Below are 17,606 nucleotides of genomic sequence, written 5' to 3' on the forward strand. Positions count from 1 at the left end.
TCCGGTCTTGCCCAGCCGCGTGCGGCGCACACAGAGCAGTTGGTCCACCCCTCCAGGGCCCGGCCGATCCAGTTGCACCCGGCAGAAGTTGGCCTCGAGGGCCATCACCAGGGCTTCAGCCACAGCGACAGATCAACAAACGCACCGCCCCGGGTTCCAAGGCCTCCAGCTCAACGCGATGTCCGGCCTCCCGCAAGCCGCTGGCCACCATCTGCTCGGGCTCTCCGGCATCCAAATCAACCTGAAGCCACTCGCCTGCGGACAGCTTCTCGAGGGCCAGTTTGGTGCGAATGAAATTGAGCGGGCAGGGGGTACCGCGCAGGTCGAGCTGGGTCATCACTGACCTAGCCAAACAAACCGCCAAACAGCCCGCTCTTGTGGGGATGCTTCTGCCCCTTGGCCGTGTGGTGCCCCGCCAACTGTTCGAGCAGCTCACGCTCCTCGCGGTTGACCTTGGTGGGGAGCTGCACCTTGATCTGGATCAGGTGGTTGCCGCGCGCCACGGGATTACCCAGCTTCGGAACACCCTTACCCGTCAGGGTCAGGACCGCTCCGGGCTGGGTGCCTGCCGGAATCTCCAACTGCTCAGGACCATCGACGGTCTCCACCTCAATGGTGTCGCCGAGGATCGCCTGGAGGTAGTTGACCGTCACCTCGGAGTGGATGTTGATCCCGTCGCGGCGGAGGCTCGGGTGGGACTGAACCGTCAGGAAGACGTAGAGGTCGCCGGCGGGGCCGCCCCGCTGTCCGGCGTTGCCCTCGTCGGCCACCCGTAGCCGCGTGCCGGTGTCGACACCCGCCGGGATATTGATGCGCAGCTTTTTGCGGACCTGCTGCAGGCCCTGGCCGCCGCAGGCGCCACAGGGATCGGCAATCACCTGGCCAGTTCCTTCACAGGTGGGACAGGGCGCCACCTGGGTGAAGCTGCCAAAGGGCGTCCGCGTCGCGCGACGAACCTGGCCCGCACCACCACAGGTGCCACAGCTGGTGGGACCGCTGCCGCTCTTCGCCCCGGAGCCACTGCAGCTGTTGCAGGTCTCCAGGTGACGGATCTGAATTTCCTTCTCCTGACCAAAGACCGCTTCGCTGAAGCTGATGGTCAGGTCAAACCGCAGGTCATCGCCCTGGCGGGGACCGCGGCGACGGGCACCACCGGCGGAGGGGCCGCCCATGCCCCCGCCGAAACCGCTGAAGAAGGTTTCGAACAGGTCAGCGAAGCCGCCCATGTCGCCCATGTCGGGCATCCCCGCGGCGCCGCCCAAGCCGGCTTCGCCGAACTGGTCGTAGCGGGCCCGGGTCTGGGGATCACTCAGCACCTCATAGGCACGGCCGATCTCCTTGAACTTGTCTTCCGCGCCGGGATCTTTGTTGATGTCCGGGTGGTACTGACGCGCCAGGCGGCGATAGGACCGCTTCAGCGTGTCCGCATCAGCGTCGCGGCTGACCCCAAGGAGGTCATAAAAATCGGCCATGCTCAGCCCTCTTCGGAGGGTGCAGCGTCATCCGTGGAGCTGGCCGGTGCGGCATCACCACTGGGGCCTGGACCCATCGAGACTTTGACCAGGGCGTGCCGCAGCACGCGATCGTTCAGGTGATAGCCCCGCTGCAGTTCAGCGATCACCAGGTCCTCGGCGTGCTCATCGCTGGGTTCCCGCAGAACCGCCTCATGGAGGGTGGGATCGAAGGGCTCGCCTTCAACCCGCATCGGTGAGACGCCCAACTGCTTGAACACATCCACCAGTTGCTTGTAGAGCCCCTGGTAGCTGCGGTGGATGGCCTGGGCCTCCTCGGCCTGGGGATCCAGCTGCTGGCGGGCCCGCTCGAAGTTGTCCACCACCGGCAGGATCTCGCTCAGGGTGGAGCAGGCGATCAGGGTGCGCTGGTCCTCTTGATCGCGGCTCTGGCGCTTACGGAAGTTGTCGAAGTCCGCCGCAATCCGCATGTACTGACTGCGGACGCTCTCGTGCTCGGCCTTCAGGGCCGTCAGCTCAGCCTCCAGTTCCCGGACCCGCTGTTCGGGATCGGCGCTGGGCTCAGCCGCTACCTCAGCCGGGGCCGAATCCACTGCAGGAGTGGCTTCTGGCGCTGCCGCGGCCTCAGCTGGGGCCGGGGCGGAGTCCTGGGGAAACGGAGTCGCGTCGCCGCTCATGCTGACCGAACCGGAGATCTGATCTAGACATGTTGATGTGAAGGGGCGCCACCCCACAAGCGGCGGAAGCCCGCACCTCCTCGGCGGAGCGGCTGATGACAGCAAGCGCCAGCACCATTCCCCAGCGGCCGGTGGCCGAGGCCCAAAGCCCTGAGCAGCAGCGACTTGAGGTCGAATTGCTGCTGCAGGAAGCCGTCCTCACGCGCTCTGAATTGAGCGCCGCTGGAGACCAACGCTGGAGCTGGCATCCGCAACTGACACAGGAGAGCTGCAGGGATCTCGGCTGCCTTCCCGTGGCCTACGCCAACAACACCCTGACGGTGGCCGTGCCAACCCACTGGGGCGCCGAGCAACGCCAGACCCTCCGCGAGGCATGCCCCGAGGGACCGCCCCTGGCACTGCGACTGGCCCTCCAAGGGGACCTGCAAACCGTCCTGAATCAACCTCCATCTCCATCCCCCGCTACGCCGGCCGCGGTTGCAGCTCCGCAGGAGACCCCCAACCGGATCTCCCTGTTTGAGGACCTCAAACTCGAGGGCCCCCTTGAGGACGCGCCCGAGGACAGCCTCAGCGAGTTGGATGTCGAAGCCAGCCTCAAGGCCTCCAACGCCTCACCGGTGGTGAGCCTGGTGGACCGGATCCTGGTGCAAGCGCTCGAGCGCAGTGCCAGCGACATCCACCTGGAACCGCAAGAGGACGGACTGCTGATTCGCTTGCGCCAAGACGGGGTGCTCGAGCCGTTGGAGAAGCTGCCGAAACAACTGACCCCCGCGGTGACCTCCCGCCTAAAAATCATGGCGGACCTGGACATCGCTGAACGCCGGCTTCCCCAGGACGGCCGCATCCGGCGGCGCTATCAAGGTCGCCTGTTTGACCTGCGGGTGAGCACCCTGCCCACCCGCTATGGCGAGAAGGTCTGCATGCGTCTGCTGGATAGCGGCGCGACGCACCTCGGCCTCGACCGCCTTATCAGCGAGCCCGCGGTCCTGGCCAGTGTCCGGGAGATGGGCAGCAAGCCCTTCGGAATGCTCCTGGTGACTGGGCCGACGGGCTCAGGCAAGAGCACCACGCTCTATTCGCTGCTCGCCGAACGCAATGAGCCTGGGATCAACATCTCCACGGTCGAGGACCCGATCGAATACACCCTCAAGGGGATTGCCCAAACCCAGGTCAACCGGGAGAAGGGCTACGACTTCGCCATGGCCCTGCGGGCCTTCATGCGGCAAGACCCCGATGTCCTGCTGGTGGGGGAAACCCGGGACCGGGAAACGGCCAAAACCGCCATCGAGGCGGCGCTGACTGGCCACCTGGTGCTGACCACCCTCCACTGCAACGACGCCCCCAGCGCCATCGCCCGCCTCTCGGAAATGGGCGTGGAGCCCTTCATGGTGAGCGCCTCCTTGATCGGAATCGTCTCCCAGCGCCTGGTGCGGCGGGTCTGCCCGGACTGCCGGCAGCCTTATCACCCCAGTGAGCAGGACCTGGGCCGCTTTGGCCTGTTTGCCAGCAACGAGCAGGCGATCACTTTCTTCAAGGCCAAGCGCTTGCAAGCCAGTGACAGCAACCCCTGCCCCAGCTGCCAGGGGCTGGGATACAAGGGCCGGGTGGGGGTCTACGAGGTGCTGCGCGTCAACGACACCCTCGCCAGCGCCATTGCCCAGGAGGCCAGCACCGATCGACTGCGCAAGCTCGCCATCGAGAACGGCATGAAAACCCTGTTGGGTTACGGCCTCGACCTGGTGCGCCAAGGGGAAACCACCCTGGAGGAAATCGAGCGGATGATCCTCACGGACTCCAGCCTGGAAACCGAGCGCCGGGCCAAGGCCCTGCACACGATCACCTGCCAGGGCTGCGGAGCGGGGATGCGGGATGAGTGGCTGGAGTGCCCCTATTGCCTGACCCCCCGGCAACTGCATTAAGCAGCGCCATTGCCAGGCCCTGGCGGGCTTCCCACACTGAGGACAGCCACTGGCCCCGCGAGCTGCATGGAGCTCCAGATCGAACAGTTGATGGAGGAGCTGGTCGAGGCAGGTGGCAGCGACTTGCACCTGGCGGCCGGCCAACCGCCCTACGGCCGCTTCAGTGGGGCGCTCAAACCGATGCGGGAGGAGCGGCTCAGCGAGGACCTCTGCAACCGGTTGATCTTCTCGATGATCAACAACGCCCAGCGCAAGCAGCTGGAGCAAACCTGGGAGCTGGACTGCGCCTATGGCCTCAAAGGCGTCTCCCGCTTTCGGGTCAATGTCTACCGCCAGCGGGGGAGTTACGCGGCCTGTCTGCGGGCCCTCGGCAGCACAATCCCCAGCCTGGAGAGCCTGGGCCTACCGCCCATCGTCGAGGAAACCAGCCGCCGCCCCAGGGGTCTGGTGCTGGTGACCGGGCCCACCGGCTCAGGCAAAACCACGACGCTGGCGGCCCTGCTGGATCACATCAACCGCAGCCGCGCCGAGCACATCCTCACGATCGAAGATCCGATCGAATTCACCTACCGCAACGACAAAAGCGTGATCCACCAGCGCCAGCTGGGGGATGACACCCGCAGCTTTGGCGCCGCCCTACGCGCCGCCCTGCGGGAGGACCCCGACGTGATCCTGGTGGGCGAAATGCGGGATCTGGAAACGATCCAGTTGGCCATCACCGCCTCAGAGACGGGCCACCTGGTCTTTGGCACCCTGCACACCAGCTCGGCGGCCCAAACCGTCGATCGCATGGTGGATGTCTTCCCGCCAGAGCAGCAAACCCAGATCAGGGTTCAGCTCAGTGGCTCCCTGGTGGGGGTGTTCTCCCAGACCCTCTGCAAACGCCAGAACCCCAAACCAGGGCAATTCGGGCGGGTCATGGCCCAAGAAATCCTGATCAACACCCCCGCCATCGCCAACTTGATCCGGGAGGGCAAAACCGCCCAGCTCTATTCCCAGATCCAAACGGGCGGCCAGCAGGGGATGCAAACCCTCGAGCGCGCCCTGGCGAACCTGGTGCAGGCCGGAGCCGTCGAGCGCAGCGAAGCCCTCGCCAAAGCGAGCAAACCCGATGAGCTGCAGCGGCTCCTGGAGGGCTAGTGCCCCAGTTCAGCGCCACCTACACCAATCGCTCCGGTCAAACCCGGACGCTGCAACTGCAGGCCAGTGATCTCAGCCGCGCCCGGCGGGACCTGAGGCGCCGGGGCATCGTCGCCACCAGCCTGGAGCTCGCCGCAACCACACCCAGCGCCGCGGCCGGGAGCACGGTCTTTGGCATGGATCTCTCCAGCCTGCTGGAGGCCAAGCCCGGCATCCGCGAGAAGGCCCTCTTTGCCAACAAGCTGGCGGCCCTCGTGGATGCGGGGGTCCCGATCGTGCGCAGCCTCGATCTCATGGCCCGTCAGCAGCGCATGCCGCTGTTCAAGCGGGCACTCACCGCCGTCAGCACGGACGTGAACCAAGGGGGCAGCCTGGGGGCAGCACTGCGCTCCTGGCCGCGGGTGTTCGACAAGCTCACCATCGCCATGGTGGAAGCCGGAGAAGCGGGGGGCGTGCTGGACGAAAGCCTGCGCCGCCTGGCCAAGTTGCTCGAGGGCAATGCCCGGCTGCAGAACCAAATCAAGGGCGCCATGGGCTATCCCGTGGCCGTGCTGGCGATCGCGATCCTGGTGTTCCTGGGGATGACGATCTTCCTGATCCCCACCTTCGCTGGGATCTTCGAAGACCTCGGGGCTGAACTCCCCCTCTTCACCCAAATGATGGTCGACCTCAGCGCCTTGCTGCGGTCCTCCTTTTCCCTGTTCCTGGCCCTGGCGATCGCTGTGGGGGTCTGGATGTTTGGCCGCTACTACGCGACCGCCAGCGGGCGCCGGCGCGTGGACGGACTACTGCTGAAGCTGCCGCTCTTTGGCGACCTGATCCAGAAAACAGCCACGGCCAAGTTCTGCCGCACCTTCAGCTCCCTGACCCGCGCGGGGGTGCCGATCCTGCTGTCCCTGGAGATCGTGCAGGAAACCGCGGGCAACGCCGTGATTGCCGACGCCATCGTCGGCTCCCGTCAGGACGTGCAGGAGGGCATCCCCCTGAGCGTCGCCCTGGAGCGCAAAAAGGTGTTCCCAGAGCTGGCCTTGAGCATGCTCGCCATCGGCGAAGAAACCGGCCAGATGGACGCCATGCTCTCGAAGGTGGCGGACTTCTACGAAGACGAGGTGGAAGCCGCCGTCAAGGCCCTGACCTCAATGCTGGAGCCGGCCATGATCGTGATCGTGGGCGGCATCGTTGGCTCGATCCTGCTGGCGATGTACCTGCCGATGTTCTCGATCTTCGATCAGATCAACTAGCTCCGGCCGCCGCAATCGCCTGCCCCGCCAGCCAGCCGGAACTCCAGCAGTGCTGGAAGTTGAAGCCACCGGTGACGCCATCGACATCCAGGAGCTCCCCCACCAGGTAGAGACCCTCCACCTTGCGGCTCTCCATCGTGGCCAGGTTGACCTCCCCCACAGGCACGCCTCCGGCGGTCACGAATTCTTCGCCGAAGGGGCCGCGGCCTGCCACGGGGAAGCGGCTGCGGCGCAGGGCCTCCAGCAGACCCAACTGCTGACGCTTGGCCAAATCCGCCCAACGGCGATCGGGCTCAACCCCCTGCTGATCGAGCAGGTGCTGCCAGAGGCGTCGGCTGAGGCCTGGCCAGGGGCGGGCATTGCTGAGCTGACGCTTGGCCTGATCACGCCGGCAAGCCGCGAAGAGCTCTTCCAGCTGCTGCTGGCTGCGGCCGCCGCTCCAATCCACCTGCAGGCTGCCCCGGTAGCCCTCGCCGTGGAGGGCCCGGGCGGCGAAGGCCGTCAGCCGCAGGGTCGCCGGCCCGCTCAGACCCCAGTGGGTGATCAGCACCGGGCCGCTCTGGCGGAAGCGCTGCCCGCCGGCCTCCAGCTCCAGGTCCACCGGATCCATCACGACCCCGGCCAAAGGCAGCAGGGGATTGGGCTTAAAGGCGAGGGTGAAGAGGGACGGAACCGGGGCCACCAAGCCATGGCCCAGGCCTGAAGCCAAACGCCGACCACTGGGGTGACTCCCGGTGGCGAGCACCAGCCGGTCAGTACTGAGATGGATGCCGCTGCGCAGGCTGAGGGCAAAACCACCCGCGGGCCGCTGCTCGGCCTGCTGGAGCGCCTCGCTGCTGCGCAGGGTCACCCCGGCCCGTTCCGCCGCCTGCCTGAGGCACTGAATCACGGCCGTTGAGCGGTTGGCCTGGGGGAACATCCGGCCATCGGCCTCCTCCACCAGGGTCAGGCCGTGGTCGTCAAACCAAGACACGGCATCACCGGCAGCAAAGCGGCTGAAGGGTCCCCGCAGGGCCTTGCCGCCGCGGGGATAGAAGCCCACCAATTCCCGCGGATCCCAGCAGGCATGGGTGACATTGCAGCGGCCGCCACCGCTGATCAAAACCTTGCCCAGGGGCTCGGGGGTGCTCTCCAGCACCAGGACCCGCCGCTGACCGGCCTCGGCCGCGGCGATGGCCGCCATGAATCCCGCCGGACCACCGCCCGCCACCACCAGGGACCAGTGCTCAGAACGGGGGGGCATCAGCGTGAAAGGCGAGCATGGGGTGATGCCCGATTCGCTGCTGAACGGGGCCTACCGCTTCAGTGTGGCTCCGATGATGGACTACACCGATCGGCACTTCCGGGTGCTGATGCGGCAGATCAGCCGCCGGAGCCTGCTCTACACCGAAATGGTGGTGGCCCAAGCGCTCCACCACAGCGAACGGCGGGACCGGCTGATTGACTTCGATCCGATCGAGCATCCGATTGCCCTGCAGGTGGGCGGGGATGACCCGGTGCTGCTGGCCGAGGCCGCGCGCATTGCCGCGGACCGGGGCTACGACGAGATCAACCTCAACGTCGGCTGTCCAAGCGAAAAGGTCCAGAAAGGGCGCTTTGGCGCCTGCCTGATGGCCGAACCCGAACAGGTGGCCCGCTGCATCAGCGCCATGGCCCAGGCCTCGCCGCTGCCGGTCACGGTGAAGCACCGCATCGGCATCGATGAGCGGGATTCCTATGGGGAGCTGCTGGCCTTTGTCGACACGGTGGCCGCGGCCGGGGCGCAGCGCTTCAGCGTGCACGCCCGTAAGGCCTGGCTCGAGGGGTTGGATCCCAAGCAAAACCGCACCATTCCTCCCCTGCGCTACGAGCTCGTGCATCAGCTCAAGGCGGACCGGCCCCAGCTGACGATTGAACTGAACGGAGGCCTGCTGGAGCTCAGCAGCTGCCTGGAGCAGCTCGAGGCCGTGGATGGGGTGATGGTGGGCCGGGCCGCCTACGACCACCCGCTGCGCTGGGCCACGGTGGACCGGGACCTGTTTGGCGACAGCAGCCAACCGGTCGCCAAGGCCTCCACGGTGGTGCGGGGCCTGATTCCCTATGCCGAGCGCTGGTGCGGCAGCGGCGGGCGGCTCTGGTCCATCGCCCGGCACCTGGTGCAGGTGGTGGAAGGCGTCAGCGGCGCCCGCCATTGGCGCCGGGACCTGGGCCAGGCCGCTGGCCAACGGGATGCAGGACCTGAGGTCTTCGAGCGCGCTGCGCGGCAGCTGGAGGAGCGCGGGCTCTAGCGGCTCAGCTCCGCCAATCCAGCCAAGGCAACCCCGGCAAGATCGCCGGGGTGCTGCGCCGGTAACTGACGTACTCCGGATGGAGCGGCACGAGGAAACGCTCCTCCCGCCGCGCTTTGCCGCCCAGCACCGCGGCCAGGGCCAGGAACAGGCCCAGGTGGAACAGGCTGCCGAGGGCCAGGGCCACCCCGAGCTCACAGAGCAACACGGCTTGATACAGCGGATGGCGGCAGCGCCCATAGGCCCCGGTCGTCACCAAAGCGGCCCCAGGCTTGGGATCCGGCAACGGCGTCAGGCTGGGTCCCAAGCGCCAGAAGGCCTGGGCGGCCAGCGCCAGGCCAACCAAGAGCAGCAGAACGCCAGCAAGGGCAAGCGGCAAGGGCCAGGCATAGCCCCAGCTGCCCGGGGCCGGCCAGGCCGGCAACAGGGTGGCTGCGATCAACAGCAGCTGGGCGAGCAGCCACCACTCCCCGTGGCGGTTGTCCAACCAGCCGCCCCAGCTGAACTGCCAGCCCTTAAGTGGGGATTTCGGCGAGGGGGTCGAGGTCGGGTCCATCACTCTTTCCAGCCAGGACCAGTCTGAGCAGGATCGGCGCCAGGAAGGTGGTGCCAATCACCATCAGCAGGATCGCTGCCTCCAGGGCCGGGCTGAGCAGCTTGGCCTGGGTGCCAAGCCCCAGGAAGATCAGGCCCACCTCACCGCGGGGCATCATCCCCAGACCCACCACCAGACGGTTCGTGGGTTCCTTGGAAACAAAGGTCCAGCCGGAGACGACCTTGCCCAGGATCGCCACCACCAGCAGGAAAGCGGCGATCACAAGACCGGCGCGGTTCTCGGGGTCTAGGGGATTGAGCACCGAGAGATCCATGCCGGTGCCGATCAAGACGAAGAAGATCGTGGCGAAGAGGGCCACCACCGGCTTCACCGCCGCCTCGATCGCATGGGTGTGGTTCGACTTGCTCAGGATCAAGCCCGCGGCAAAGGCACCCAGGGCCGCCTCCAGGCCAATGGCCGTAGCAGCGAAACAGCACAGGGTGAGCACCACAAACGAGGCCACCACCACATCGCCTGGGGCCTTGAGGCGATCAATCAACCAGTCGAAACCAGGCGCCGCGGTGCGGCTCAGGCCAATGGCAGCAACCACAAACACCACGGCCGCGGCCAGCAGCTTGAGGATCGGGCCCAGCTCCAGGCTGCCGCCGCCAGCGATGCTCACCACCACCGCGAGGATGACGATGCCGAGGATGTCGTCCAGGACGGCGGCGCCGATCACGATCTGCCCCTCCCGGGAGCGCAGCATCTTCAGCTCACCAAAGACACTCGCTGTGATGCCGATGCTGGTGGCCGTCATGGCCGCCCCGGCAAACACGGCGGGGATCACCTCCACGTGGAAGAGCGCCATCAAGCCAGCTGTACCGAGGGCAAAGGGCACCGCCACGCCGGCGACAGCCACGGTGATCGCCTGGGCACCGACGGCCACGAGCTCATCGAGGTCGCTTTCGAGACCCGTCAGGAACAGCAGGGCAAAGAGGCCCAAGGTGGCCACCGCCTGCAGGCTCGGGAAACTTTCGTTGTAGACCTCGCCGACCAGCTGGGGCGGCACATCCGCAAGCGAGCCCATCAACTGGAGAGCCCAATTGGCCACCGCCGCCTGGGTCTCCGGCGGCACGATCAGGTGCAGGCCAGAGGCACCGATGATCACGCCGGCGATCAGCTCACCAAGGATGGTGGGCAACTGCCAGCGCACCAGCAGTTCCGCCAGTAGGCGAGCGGCCACAAAAATCACCAAGAAGCGGCCAACCCCAATCAGGGTTTCGACCACCTCGAGCTGATGGGCGCCGATCTCCGGCATAGCAGTCGTGAGTGATTCCGAACGAGAGTCTCGCCCGACGGCGCCATCTCCTGTGACAACGGCTACTTTCCGGCCAGGCATCAGCAGCTGGAGCCATGGCCACGGATTCCGCCCATCTCAGGCCAGCAGAGGAGTTTGAGGGACTGGACGCCTGGTGGCGGGCCGCCAACTACCTGGCGGTGGGAATGATCTACCTCCAGGACAACCCGCTGCTGCGGGAACCGCTGAAGCCGGAGCACATCAAGAACCGCCTGCTCGGTCACTGGGGGTCAAGCCCAGGTCAAGCCTTCATCTGGGCCCACGCCAATCGGGTGATCCAACGCCACGGGCTCAATGCGATCTATCTCTCCGGTCCGGGCCATGGGGCCCCGGGGGTGCTCGGCCCCACCTATCTGGATGGCTCCTATTCGGAGATCTATCCCGACAAGTCCCAGGACACAGAAGGCCTCAAACGCTTTTTCAAACAGTTCTCTTTTCCTGGGCACATCGGTAGCCACTGCACCCCGGAGACCCCTGGTTCGATCCATGAAGGCGGCGAACTGGGCTATGTGCTCTCCCACGCCTGCGGTGCGGTCTTCGACAACCCGGACCTGATCGCCATCGCCTGTGTCGGCGATGGGGAGGCGGAGACCGGCCCCCTGGCCACCAGCTGGCATATCAATAAGTTCCTCAACCCCATCAGCGATGGGGTGGTGCTGCCGGTGCTGCACCTGAACGGCTACAAGATCGCCAACCCAACGCTGCTGGCCCGGATTCCCAAGGAGGAGCTCAGCAGCCTGCTGCGGGGCTACGGCTGGGAGCCGCTGTTTGTGGAGGGCAGCGAGCCCCGGGCCATGCACCAAGCGATGGCCGCGGCGATGGATCAGGTGGTCTCCCGGCTCCAAGCGATCCGCCAGCAGGCCGAGGCAGAAGGCGGCGCGGCGCACGCCAGCCGGCCGATCTGGCCGATGATCGTGTTGCGCTCCCCCAAGGGTTGGACCGGGCCTGAGGCGCTCAACGGCCATCGGATTGAAGGGTCCTGGCGCGCCCATCAGGTGCCCCTGCCGAACCCCAAACAAGACCCCGCCCAACTTCAGCAACTGGAGGCCTGGCTCAAGAGCTATCGCCCCGAAGAACTCTTTGATGACGAGGGACGACTGCGACCCGAACTGCAGGCGCTCTCACCGAGCGGCGCCCAGCGCATGGGCTCCAACCCCCATGCCAACGGCGGGCGACTGCGCCAGCAACTGACCCTGCCGGATCGCGAACGGTATGCGGTGCCGGTCGCCGAACCCGGAGTCAGCCGCCATGGCAACACCGCCGCCCTCGGGGAGCTGCTGCGGGATGCAATCGCCGACAACCCGAACAACCTGCGGGTGTTCGGCCCCGACGAAACCGCCTCCAACCGGCTGCAGGCCATCTACGAGCGCAGCAAAAAGGTCTGGATGGAGGAACTACGCCCCGAGGACAGCGATGGCGGCGAGCTGGCCCGGCAGGGACGGGTGGTGGAGATGCTCAGCGAACACACCCTGGTGGGGATGCTCGAGGGCTATCTCCTGACCGGCCGCTACGGCCTGTTCCACACCTACGAGGCCTTCGCCCACGTGATCGCCTCGATGTTCAACCAGCACGCCAAATGGTTGGAGAGCTGCCGCCACCACGCGCCCTGGCGCGCCTCCATCGCCCCCTGGACCTGCCTGATCTCCTCCACGGTCTGGCGGCAGGACCACAACGGGTTCACCCACCAAGACCCGGGCTTCATTGATCTGACCGGCAACAAGAGCGGCGATGTGGTGCGGGTCTACCTGCCGGCCGATGCCAACTGCCTGCTGGCCGTGGCCGAGGAGGCCCTCGTCGAGCCCGACGTCTGCAACCTGATCGTCAGCGACAAGCAAGAGCACCTGCAGTACCTCTCCCTCGAGCAGGCCCGCGCCCATGTGGCCAAGGGCATCGGCCTCTGGAGCTGGGCCAGCAACGACCACGTCCGCGGTGAACCGGATGAGCCCGACGTGGTGATGGCCTGCGCCGGGGACATCCCCACCCAGGAGACCCTGGCGGCCGTTGAGATCCTGCGCCGGGAGCTGCCTGAGCTGCGGGTCCGGGTACTGAACGTGGTGAAACTCTTTGCCCTGACCCAACCGAGCGAGCATCCCCACGGCTTAAGCGATCGGGATTTCGACACACTCTTCACCACAAATCGCCCCGTGCTGTTCAACTTCCATGGCTACCCCTGGTTGATCCACCGGTTGACCTACCGGCGCCGCAACCATGCCAATTTCCACGTCCGCGGATACAAGGAAAAAGGCAACATCAACACCCCGCTTGAACTGGCGATGAACAACCAGATCGACCGGTTCAGCCTGGTGATTGATGTGATCGACAGAGTTCCGGGGTTAATGTCCCGCGCTGCTCACATCAAAGAGCAGATGAAGGAATCGATCCTGGCGAATCGCGCCTACGCGCACGAGCACGGGATGGATGCCCCGGAGATCAGTCACTGGCAGTGGAGCACTGCAGTCCCAACCGAGCTGGCCTGATGAAAGAGCAATCGCCGCGTCAACTGCAACTGCCCACGCCCGGTTGCTACGCCGATCCCGACCGCAGCGGCTTGGCTGCCGATGACGTGTTCGACGGCATGGCCGAACACCTCTTCTACACATTGGGAAAGCTGGCTCCAACCGCCAGCCGCCACGACCTCTACCTGGCCCTCAGCCACGCGGTTCGCGACCGCTTGATGACCCGCTATCTGGCGGGCATTGAGGCGATCCGAGCCACCCCGACGCGGGTGGTGGCCTATCTGTCCGCGGAATTCCTGATCGGCCCCCAGCTGGGCAACAACCTGCTGATGCTCGGCATCCAGGAGGCGGCGACAGAAGCCCTGCGCCGCTTTGGCATCGACAGCCTCGAAGAGATCCTTGAGGTGGAGGAAGAGCCGGGCCTGGGGAACGGCGGCCTGGGTCGCCTGGCGGCTTGCTACATGGAGTCCCTGGCGAGCCTGGAGATCCCCGCCACGGGCTACGGGATTCGCTACGAGTTCGGGATCTTTGACCAGCTGATCCGGGACGGCTGGCAGGTCGAGATCACCGACAAGTGGCTCAAGGGCGGCTGGCCCTGGGAAATCCCCCACCCCGATCAGGCCTGCTTCGTCGGCTTCGGCGGACGCACCGAGAGCTACCGGGACGAGCGCGGCAACTACCGCGTGCGCTGGATCCCCGATGAGCACGCCATCGGTGTGCCCCATGACGTGCCCGTGCTCGGCTACCGGGTGAACACCTGTGATCGCCTGCGCCTCTGGCGCGCCGACGCCAGCGAAAGCTTCGACTTCTACGCCTTCAACATCGGCGACTACTACGGCGCCGTTGAGGAAAAAGTGGGGAGCGAAACCCTCTCCAAGGTGCTCTATCCCAACGACGGCACCGATGAAGGCCGTCGGCTCCGCCTGAAGCAGCAGCACTTCTTCGTGAGCTGCTCGCTGCAGGACATGCTGCGCAGCCTGGAGCAGCGGGGCATCCCGGTCGAGGAATTCCCCGACCACTGGGCCGTGCAGCTGAACGACACCCATCCGGCCATCGCCGTGGCCGAGTTGATGCGTCTGCTGATCGACGACAAGCACCTGACCTGGGAGCAGGCCTGGGACATCACCTGCCGCTCGGTCGCCTACACGAACCACACCCTGCTGCCGGAAGCACTGGAGAAATGGGGCCTACCCCTGTTCGGCTCCCTGCTGCCGCGTCATCTGGAGCTGATCTACGAGATCAATCGCCGCTTCCTCCAGAGCGTTCGCCTGCGCTACCCGGGCAACGAAGTGCTGCTGCGCAAGCTCTCGATCATTGATGAGGACGGTCAAAAAGCGGTGCGCATGGCGAACCTCGCCACCGTGGCCTCCCACCACATCAACGGTGTGGCCGCCCTCCACAGCGAACTGGTCCGCACCAAGTTGTTCCCCGAGTTCGCGGAGCTCTGGCCGGAGAAGTTCACCAATGTCACCAACGGCGTGACCCCCCGGCGCTGGGTCGCCCTCTCCAATCCCCCCCTGCGCAAGCTGCTGGCCGAGAGCATCGGTGAAGGTTGGGTCTCGGACCTCGATCAGCTCAAACAGCTCGAGCAGTACCAACACGACAGCGGCTTCCTGGAGCGCTGGGAGCAGACCAAGCTCGCCAGCAAGCGGCAGCTGGCCAACTACATCCACCGCCAAAGCGGACTGCTGGTGGATCCCTCCTCGATGTTTGACGTTCAGGTCAAACGGATCCACGAGTACAAGCGCCAGCACCTCAATGCCCTGCAGGTGATTGCCCAGTACCTGCGGATCAAGAACGGCCAGGCCCAGGACATGGCCCCCCGCACCGTGATCTTTGGCGGCAAGGCGGCCCCCGGCTACTACATGGCCAAGCTGATCATCCGCTTCCTCAACGGGATCGCCGAGACGATCAACTCAGACCCCGACATGGACGGGCGGCTGCGGGTGGTCTTCCTTCCCGACTACAACGTGAAGCTGGGCGAGCGGGTCTACCCAGCCTCAGACCTCTCGGAGCAAATCTCCACCGCCGGTCTGGAGGCCTCCGGCACCGGCAACATGAAGTTCGCCATGAATGGGGCCCTGACCATCGGCACCCTCGATGGCGCCAACGTCGAGATCCGCGAACAGGTGGGAGCCGAGAACTTCTTCCTCTTCGGCATGACCGAAACCGAGGTGACCCAACTCCAGAGCGAGGGCTATCGCCCCTGGGAGCACATCGCCAAACTGCCTGAGCTGCAGCAGGTGCTGAAGCTGGTGGAGCAGGGCCACTTCAGTGGCGGCGACGGTGACCTCTTCCGGCCCCTGCTGGAGAACTTGACCGGCCGCGATCCCTTCTGTGTCTTGGCTGACTTCACCGACTACCTGCGGGTGCAACAACAGGTCAGTCAGGCCTGGGCGGATCGCCATGCCTGGAACCGGATGTCCCTGCTGAACACGGCCCGCACCGGCTTCTTCTCCTCCGATCGCTCGATCAAGGAGTACGCCGATCGGATCTGGAAGGCCGAGGCCTTCCCCGTCACGATCACCTGCAACCTCGACGAGTAAGGAGCAAGCGGCGCCGTGGCGCTTCTGGTGCTGAATCTGGGCAGCTCCAGTCTCAAGGCAGCTGTCTTTGACGCGGCAGCAGAGCAGCGGCTCTGGAGCGACTCCCGTTCGGGTCTGGAGCTCCCGGCGGCCCTGGACACCTGGCTCAAGCCAGCGTTGGCCCCCTGGTGGGGCCAACTTGAGCGCGCGGGCCACCGGGTCGTCCATGGCGGCGAGGTCTTTCGCGAACCCACGCCCATCAACGCCACGACCCTGGCGCAGCTCGAGGCCTTAAGCCCGCTGGCACCGCTGCACAATCCACCAGCTCTGGAGGCGATGCGCTGGCTCCAGCAGCAGCGACCCCAGCTGCCGCAATGGGCCTGCTTCGATACGGCCTTTCACGCGACCCTGCCGGAGGCGGCCTACAGCTATGCCATCCCCCTGGCGCTGCGGAGCCGGGGCTACCGCCGCTTTGGCTTCCATGGACTCAACCACCAACACGTGGCCCGGCAGGCCGCGGGGCCGCGGCTGATCAGCGTTCACCTGGGGGCCGGCTGTTCCTTGGCCGCCATCGCCGAAGGCCGCTGCGTGGACACGACCATGGGCTTCACCCCGATGGAAGGGCTGGTAATGGCCACCCGCAGCGGCTCCATCGACCCTGGCCTGCTGCTGGCGCTGCTGAAGGACGGGATGGCTGCCGCCGAACTGGAGGAGCAACTCAACCACCACAGCGGACTCGCCGGTCTCTCCGGCCTGAGCGGCGACTGGCAGGAGCTGCGCGGGGCGGCTGAGCGGGGGCACAGCGGCGCCCAACTAGCACTCGCGGTCTTCCTGCACCGGCTGAAAGCGGGAATTGCCGCCATGGCCGCCAGCCTGGGGGGCGTCGATCAGATCGCCCTATCCGGAGGGATCGGTGCCAATGACACCGCTCTGGCTCAGCAGCTCCAGACGGAGCTGGCCTGGCTCGGGAAGCCCCAATGGCTGCAGATCCCCGCCGATGAGGAGGGGATGATTGCCCGGCTGATCAGCGATCCGGAAGATCGGGGGTCTGATGCAGCAAACGGTTGAGGCGGAGGCGATCGGCGTTCAACGGATCGGGCGCTAACTCACCGGCGATCTCGCGGAACTTCTGCTCAACGGGCTCGGGAACGCGCACATCAAAGATGCGCTCCATCAGGGCCTCGATCGAGAACAGGTGGGCGTTGATGTTCTCGAGGTCGCTGACGGCCTGCTGGAGTGCGTCCTGCGCCGAGGCCTCCTGGGGGCCTCCGGCGGCGGCGGCAGGGGCCGAGTCAACACCCGGCTCAGGGGTGGACTTCTGAAGATCCTCGAGGACCCGACCAGCCAGGGTGCGGAATGACTGCAGGGCAGCCCAGCTCAACTCCTGTTGCTGACGCAGCGTCGGGTTCTCCCGAATCAGTCGGTCGTGCTCCCGATAAAAGCGCTGACAGTCAGGGCATTGGCAGGGCTCTTCCGGCACCGCAGTCCCTTCATTGGTCAAGTCCAATCATGACACCAGGACGACTCAGAAATAAAGGGAATCTGAATTTGGCGTCTTAAGCGGCCAGGGAGTCCCCGGAATCACTGGCGTCCTCAGTGGCTCCTGGGATGGGGATCTCGATCGAGCTCACCACCTGAATGACGTCACGCAGGCGCATGGAGTCGGCAAACCAGGCCATGGCCTGATCGGTGTCCCCATCGCTGACCGCCTCATTGGCGCTGTCCTCATGGGCCTCGGCCAGGAGGGCTAACCAGCAGAGGCAGCGGGCCTGGATCACAGAGAGGTCGAGGCCGTCCGGGAGGCTGTCGACGATGCGCTCACTCTCCTGTTGCACCAGTAGCCGCAGCCTGAGATCATGCAGCTGTGCCATGGCCGTGTGGCGATTGGCACCACGCTAGCGGCAGTGGCAACGTTCAGCACGCCACTACCGGTAGCGGTCAATACCCCTGCGCGAATCGAAGACGGGGCTGGCGGGACTCGAACCCACGACCTACGGTTTAGGAAACCGTCGCTCTA

15 protein-coding genes are annotated in these 17,606 nt (G+C 65.9%); 7 read left to right on the plus strand and 8 right to left on the minus strand.

The genetic code is table 11. The features are described 5' to 3' along the window. Positions 1 to 115: 115 nt before the first annotated feature. Genes QZ184_RS05130 through grpE form a run of 3 tightly spaced genes read right to left on the minus strand, consistent with a single transcriptional unit; the run spans position 116 to position 2,149 of the window. Positions 116 to 337: a sulfurtransferase TusA family protein gene (locus QZ184_RS05130; protein WP_296415480.1), complete on the minus strand. Its 222-nt coding sequence runs from the start codon at positions 335 to 337 to the stop codon at positions 116 to 118. Positions 338 to 344: 7 nt separating this feature from the next. Beyond that, complete coding sequence (gene dnaJ, locus QZ184_RS05135) at positions 345 to 1,472, minus strand: molecular chaperone DnaJ (protein WP_029626065.1); 1,128 nt, start codon at positions 1,470 to 1,472, stop codon at positions 345 to 347. Between the two features lie 2 nt (positions 1,473 to 1,474). Next, a complete protein-coding gene (gene grpE / locus QZ184_RS05140; RefSeq protein ID WP_296415483.1) occupies positions 1,475 to 2,149 on the minus strand; it encodes a nucleotide exchange factor GrpE in 675 nt (224 codons plus the stop codon). Positions 2,150 to 2,244: 95 nt separating this feature from the next. Here grpE and QZ184_RS05145 point away from each other — a divergent pair, with 95 nt between their 5' ends. The 3 genes from QZ184_RS05145 to QZ184_RS05155 all read left to right on the plus strand — a co-directional run bounded on the left by QZ184_RS05145 (position 2,245) and on the right by QZ184_RS05155 (position 6,449). Beyond that, positions 2,245 to 4,068, plus strand: a complete 1,824-nt coding sequence (locus QZ184_RS05145) for a GspE/PulE family protein (protein WP_296418466.1) — start codon at positions 2,245 to 2,247, stop codon at positions 4,066 to 4,068. A gap of 66 nt (positions 4,069 to 4,134) precedes the next feature. Next, the gene (locus tag QZ184_RS05150; protein WP_010313994.1) at positions 4,135 to 5,208 is read left to right on the plus strand and encodes a type IV pilus twitching motility protein PilT; all 1,074 of its coding nucleotides are present in this window, start codon (positions 4,135 to 4,137) and stop codon (positions 5,206 to 5,208) included. After that, complete coding sequence (locus tag QZ184_RS05155; RefSeq protein WP_296418468.1) at positions 5,208 to 6,449, plus strand: type II secretion system F family protein; 1,242 nt, start codon at positions 5,208 to 5,210, stop codon at positions 6,447 to 6,449. The genes QZ184_RS05150 and QZ184_RS05155 overlap by 1 nt, the downstream gene beginning before the upstream one ends. Here QZ184_RS05155 and QZ184_RS05160 read toward each other — a convergent pair. Then, complete coding sequence (locus tag QZ184_RS05160; protein WP_296415491.1) at positions 6,442 to 7,692, minus strand: NAD(P)/FAD-dependent oxidoreductase; 1,251 nt, start codon at positions 7,690 to 7,692, stop codon at positions 6,442 to 6,444. The two genes, QZ184_RS05155 and QZ184_RS05160, sit on opposite strands and share 8 nt — an antisense overlap. A 25-nt stretch (positions 7,693 to 7,717) precedes the next feature. On the opposite strand from QZ184_RS05160, the gene dusA reads away from it, so the two are divergent. Continuing rightward, positions 7,718 to 8,716 carry a tRNA dihydrouridine(20/20a) synthase DusA gene (gene dusA, locus QZ184_RS05165; RefSeq protein WP_010314000.1) on the plus strand — a complete coding sequence of 333 codons (999 nt, stop codon included), beginning with the start codon at positions 7,718 to 7,720 and terminating at the stop codon, positions 8,714 to 8,716. Between the two features lie 4 nt (positions 8,717 to 8,720). On the opposite strand, the gene QZ184_RS05170 is transcribed toward dusA, so the two are convergent. Together QZ184_RS05170 and QZ184_RS05175 are read right to left on the minus strand one after the other, a co-directional pair. After that, complete coding sequence (locus tag QZ184_RS05170; protein ID WP_296415493.1) at positions 8,721 to 9,272, minus strand: isoprenylcysteine carboxylmethyltransferase family protein; 552 nt, start codon at positions 9,270 to 9,272, stop codon at positions 8,721 to 8,723. Next, complete coding sequence (locus tag QZ184_RS05175) at positions 9,232 to 10,569, minus strand: cation:proton antiporter (RefSeq protein WP_247476580.1); 1,338 nt, start codon at positions 10,567 to 10,569, stop codon at positions 9,232 to 9,234. The genes QZ184_RS05170 and QZ184_RS05175 overlap by 41 nt, the downstream gene beginning before the upstream one ends. A 95-nt stretch (positions 10,570 to 10,664) precedes the next feature. Between QZ184_RS05175 and QZ184_RS05180 the strand changes: the two genes are divergently transcribed. From QZ184_RS05180 to QZ184_RS05190, 3 genes are read left to right on the plus strand one after another with little or no spacing between them, the layout of a single operon-like run. Beyond that, complete coding sequence (locus tag QZ184_RS05180; protein WP_296418470.1) at positions 10,665 to 13,085, plus strand: phosphoketolase family protein; 2,421 nt, start codon at positions 10,665 to 10,667, stop codon at positions 13,083 to 13,085. Then, entirely contained in the window at positions 13,085 to 15,610 is a 2,526-nt protein-coding gene (locus tag QZ184_RS05185) for a glycogen/starch/alpha-glucan phosphorylase (RefSeq protein WP_296415498.1), read from the plus strand. The genes QZ184_RS05180 and QZ184_RS05185 overlap by 1 nt, the downstream gene beginning before the upstream one ends. A gap of 15 nt (positions 15,611 to 15,625) precedes the next feature. Then, on the plus strand, positions 15,626 to 16,657 hold the full coding sequence (locus tag QZ184_RS05190; protein WP_296418472.1) for an acetate kinase: 1,032 nt from the start codon (positions 15,626 to 15,628) through the stop codon (positions 16,655 to 16,657). Here QZ184_RS05190 and QZ184_RS05195 read toward each other — a convergent pair. Together QZ184_RS05195 and QZ184_RS05200 are read right to left on the minus strand one after the other, a co-directional pair. Beyond that, on the minus strand, positions 16,614 to 17,069 hold the full coding sequence (locus tag QZ184_RS05195; protein ID WP_296418474.1) for a hypothetical protein: 456 nt from the start codon (positions 17,067 to 17,069) through the stop codon (positions 16,614 to 16,616). The genes QZ184_RS05190 and QZ184_RS05195 overlap by 44 nt on opposite strands. A 76-nt stretch (positions 17,070 to 17,145) precedes the next feature. After that, the gene (locus QZ184_RS05200; RefSeq protein WP_010314013.1) at positions 17,146 to 17,460 is read right to left on the minus strand and encodes a hypothetical protein; all 315 of its coding nucleotides are present in this window, start codon (positions 17,458 to 17,460) and stop codon (positions 17,146 to 17,148) included. Positions 17,461 to 17,606: the final 146 nt, after the last annotated feature.

The organism is Vulcanococcus sp. DEBay_Sum22DG08_74, assembly GCF_017852955.1.
In the GTDB taxonomy this organism is placed as follows: Bacteria; Cyanobacteriota; Cyanobacteriia; order PCC-6307; family Cyanobiaceae; genus Vulcanococcus.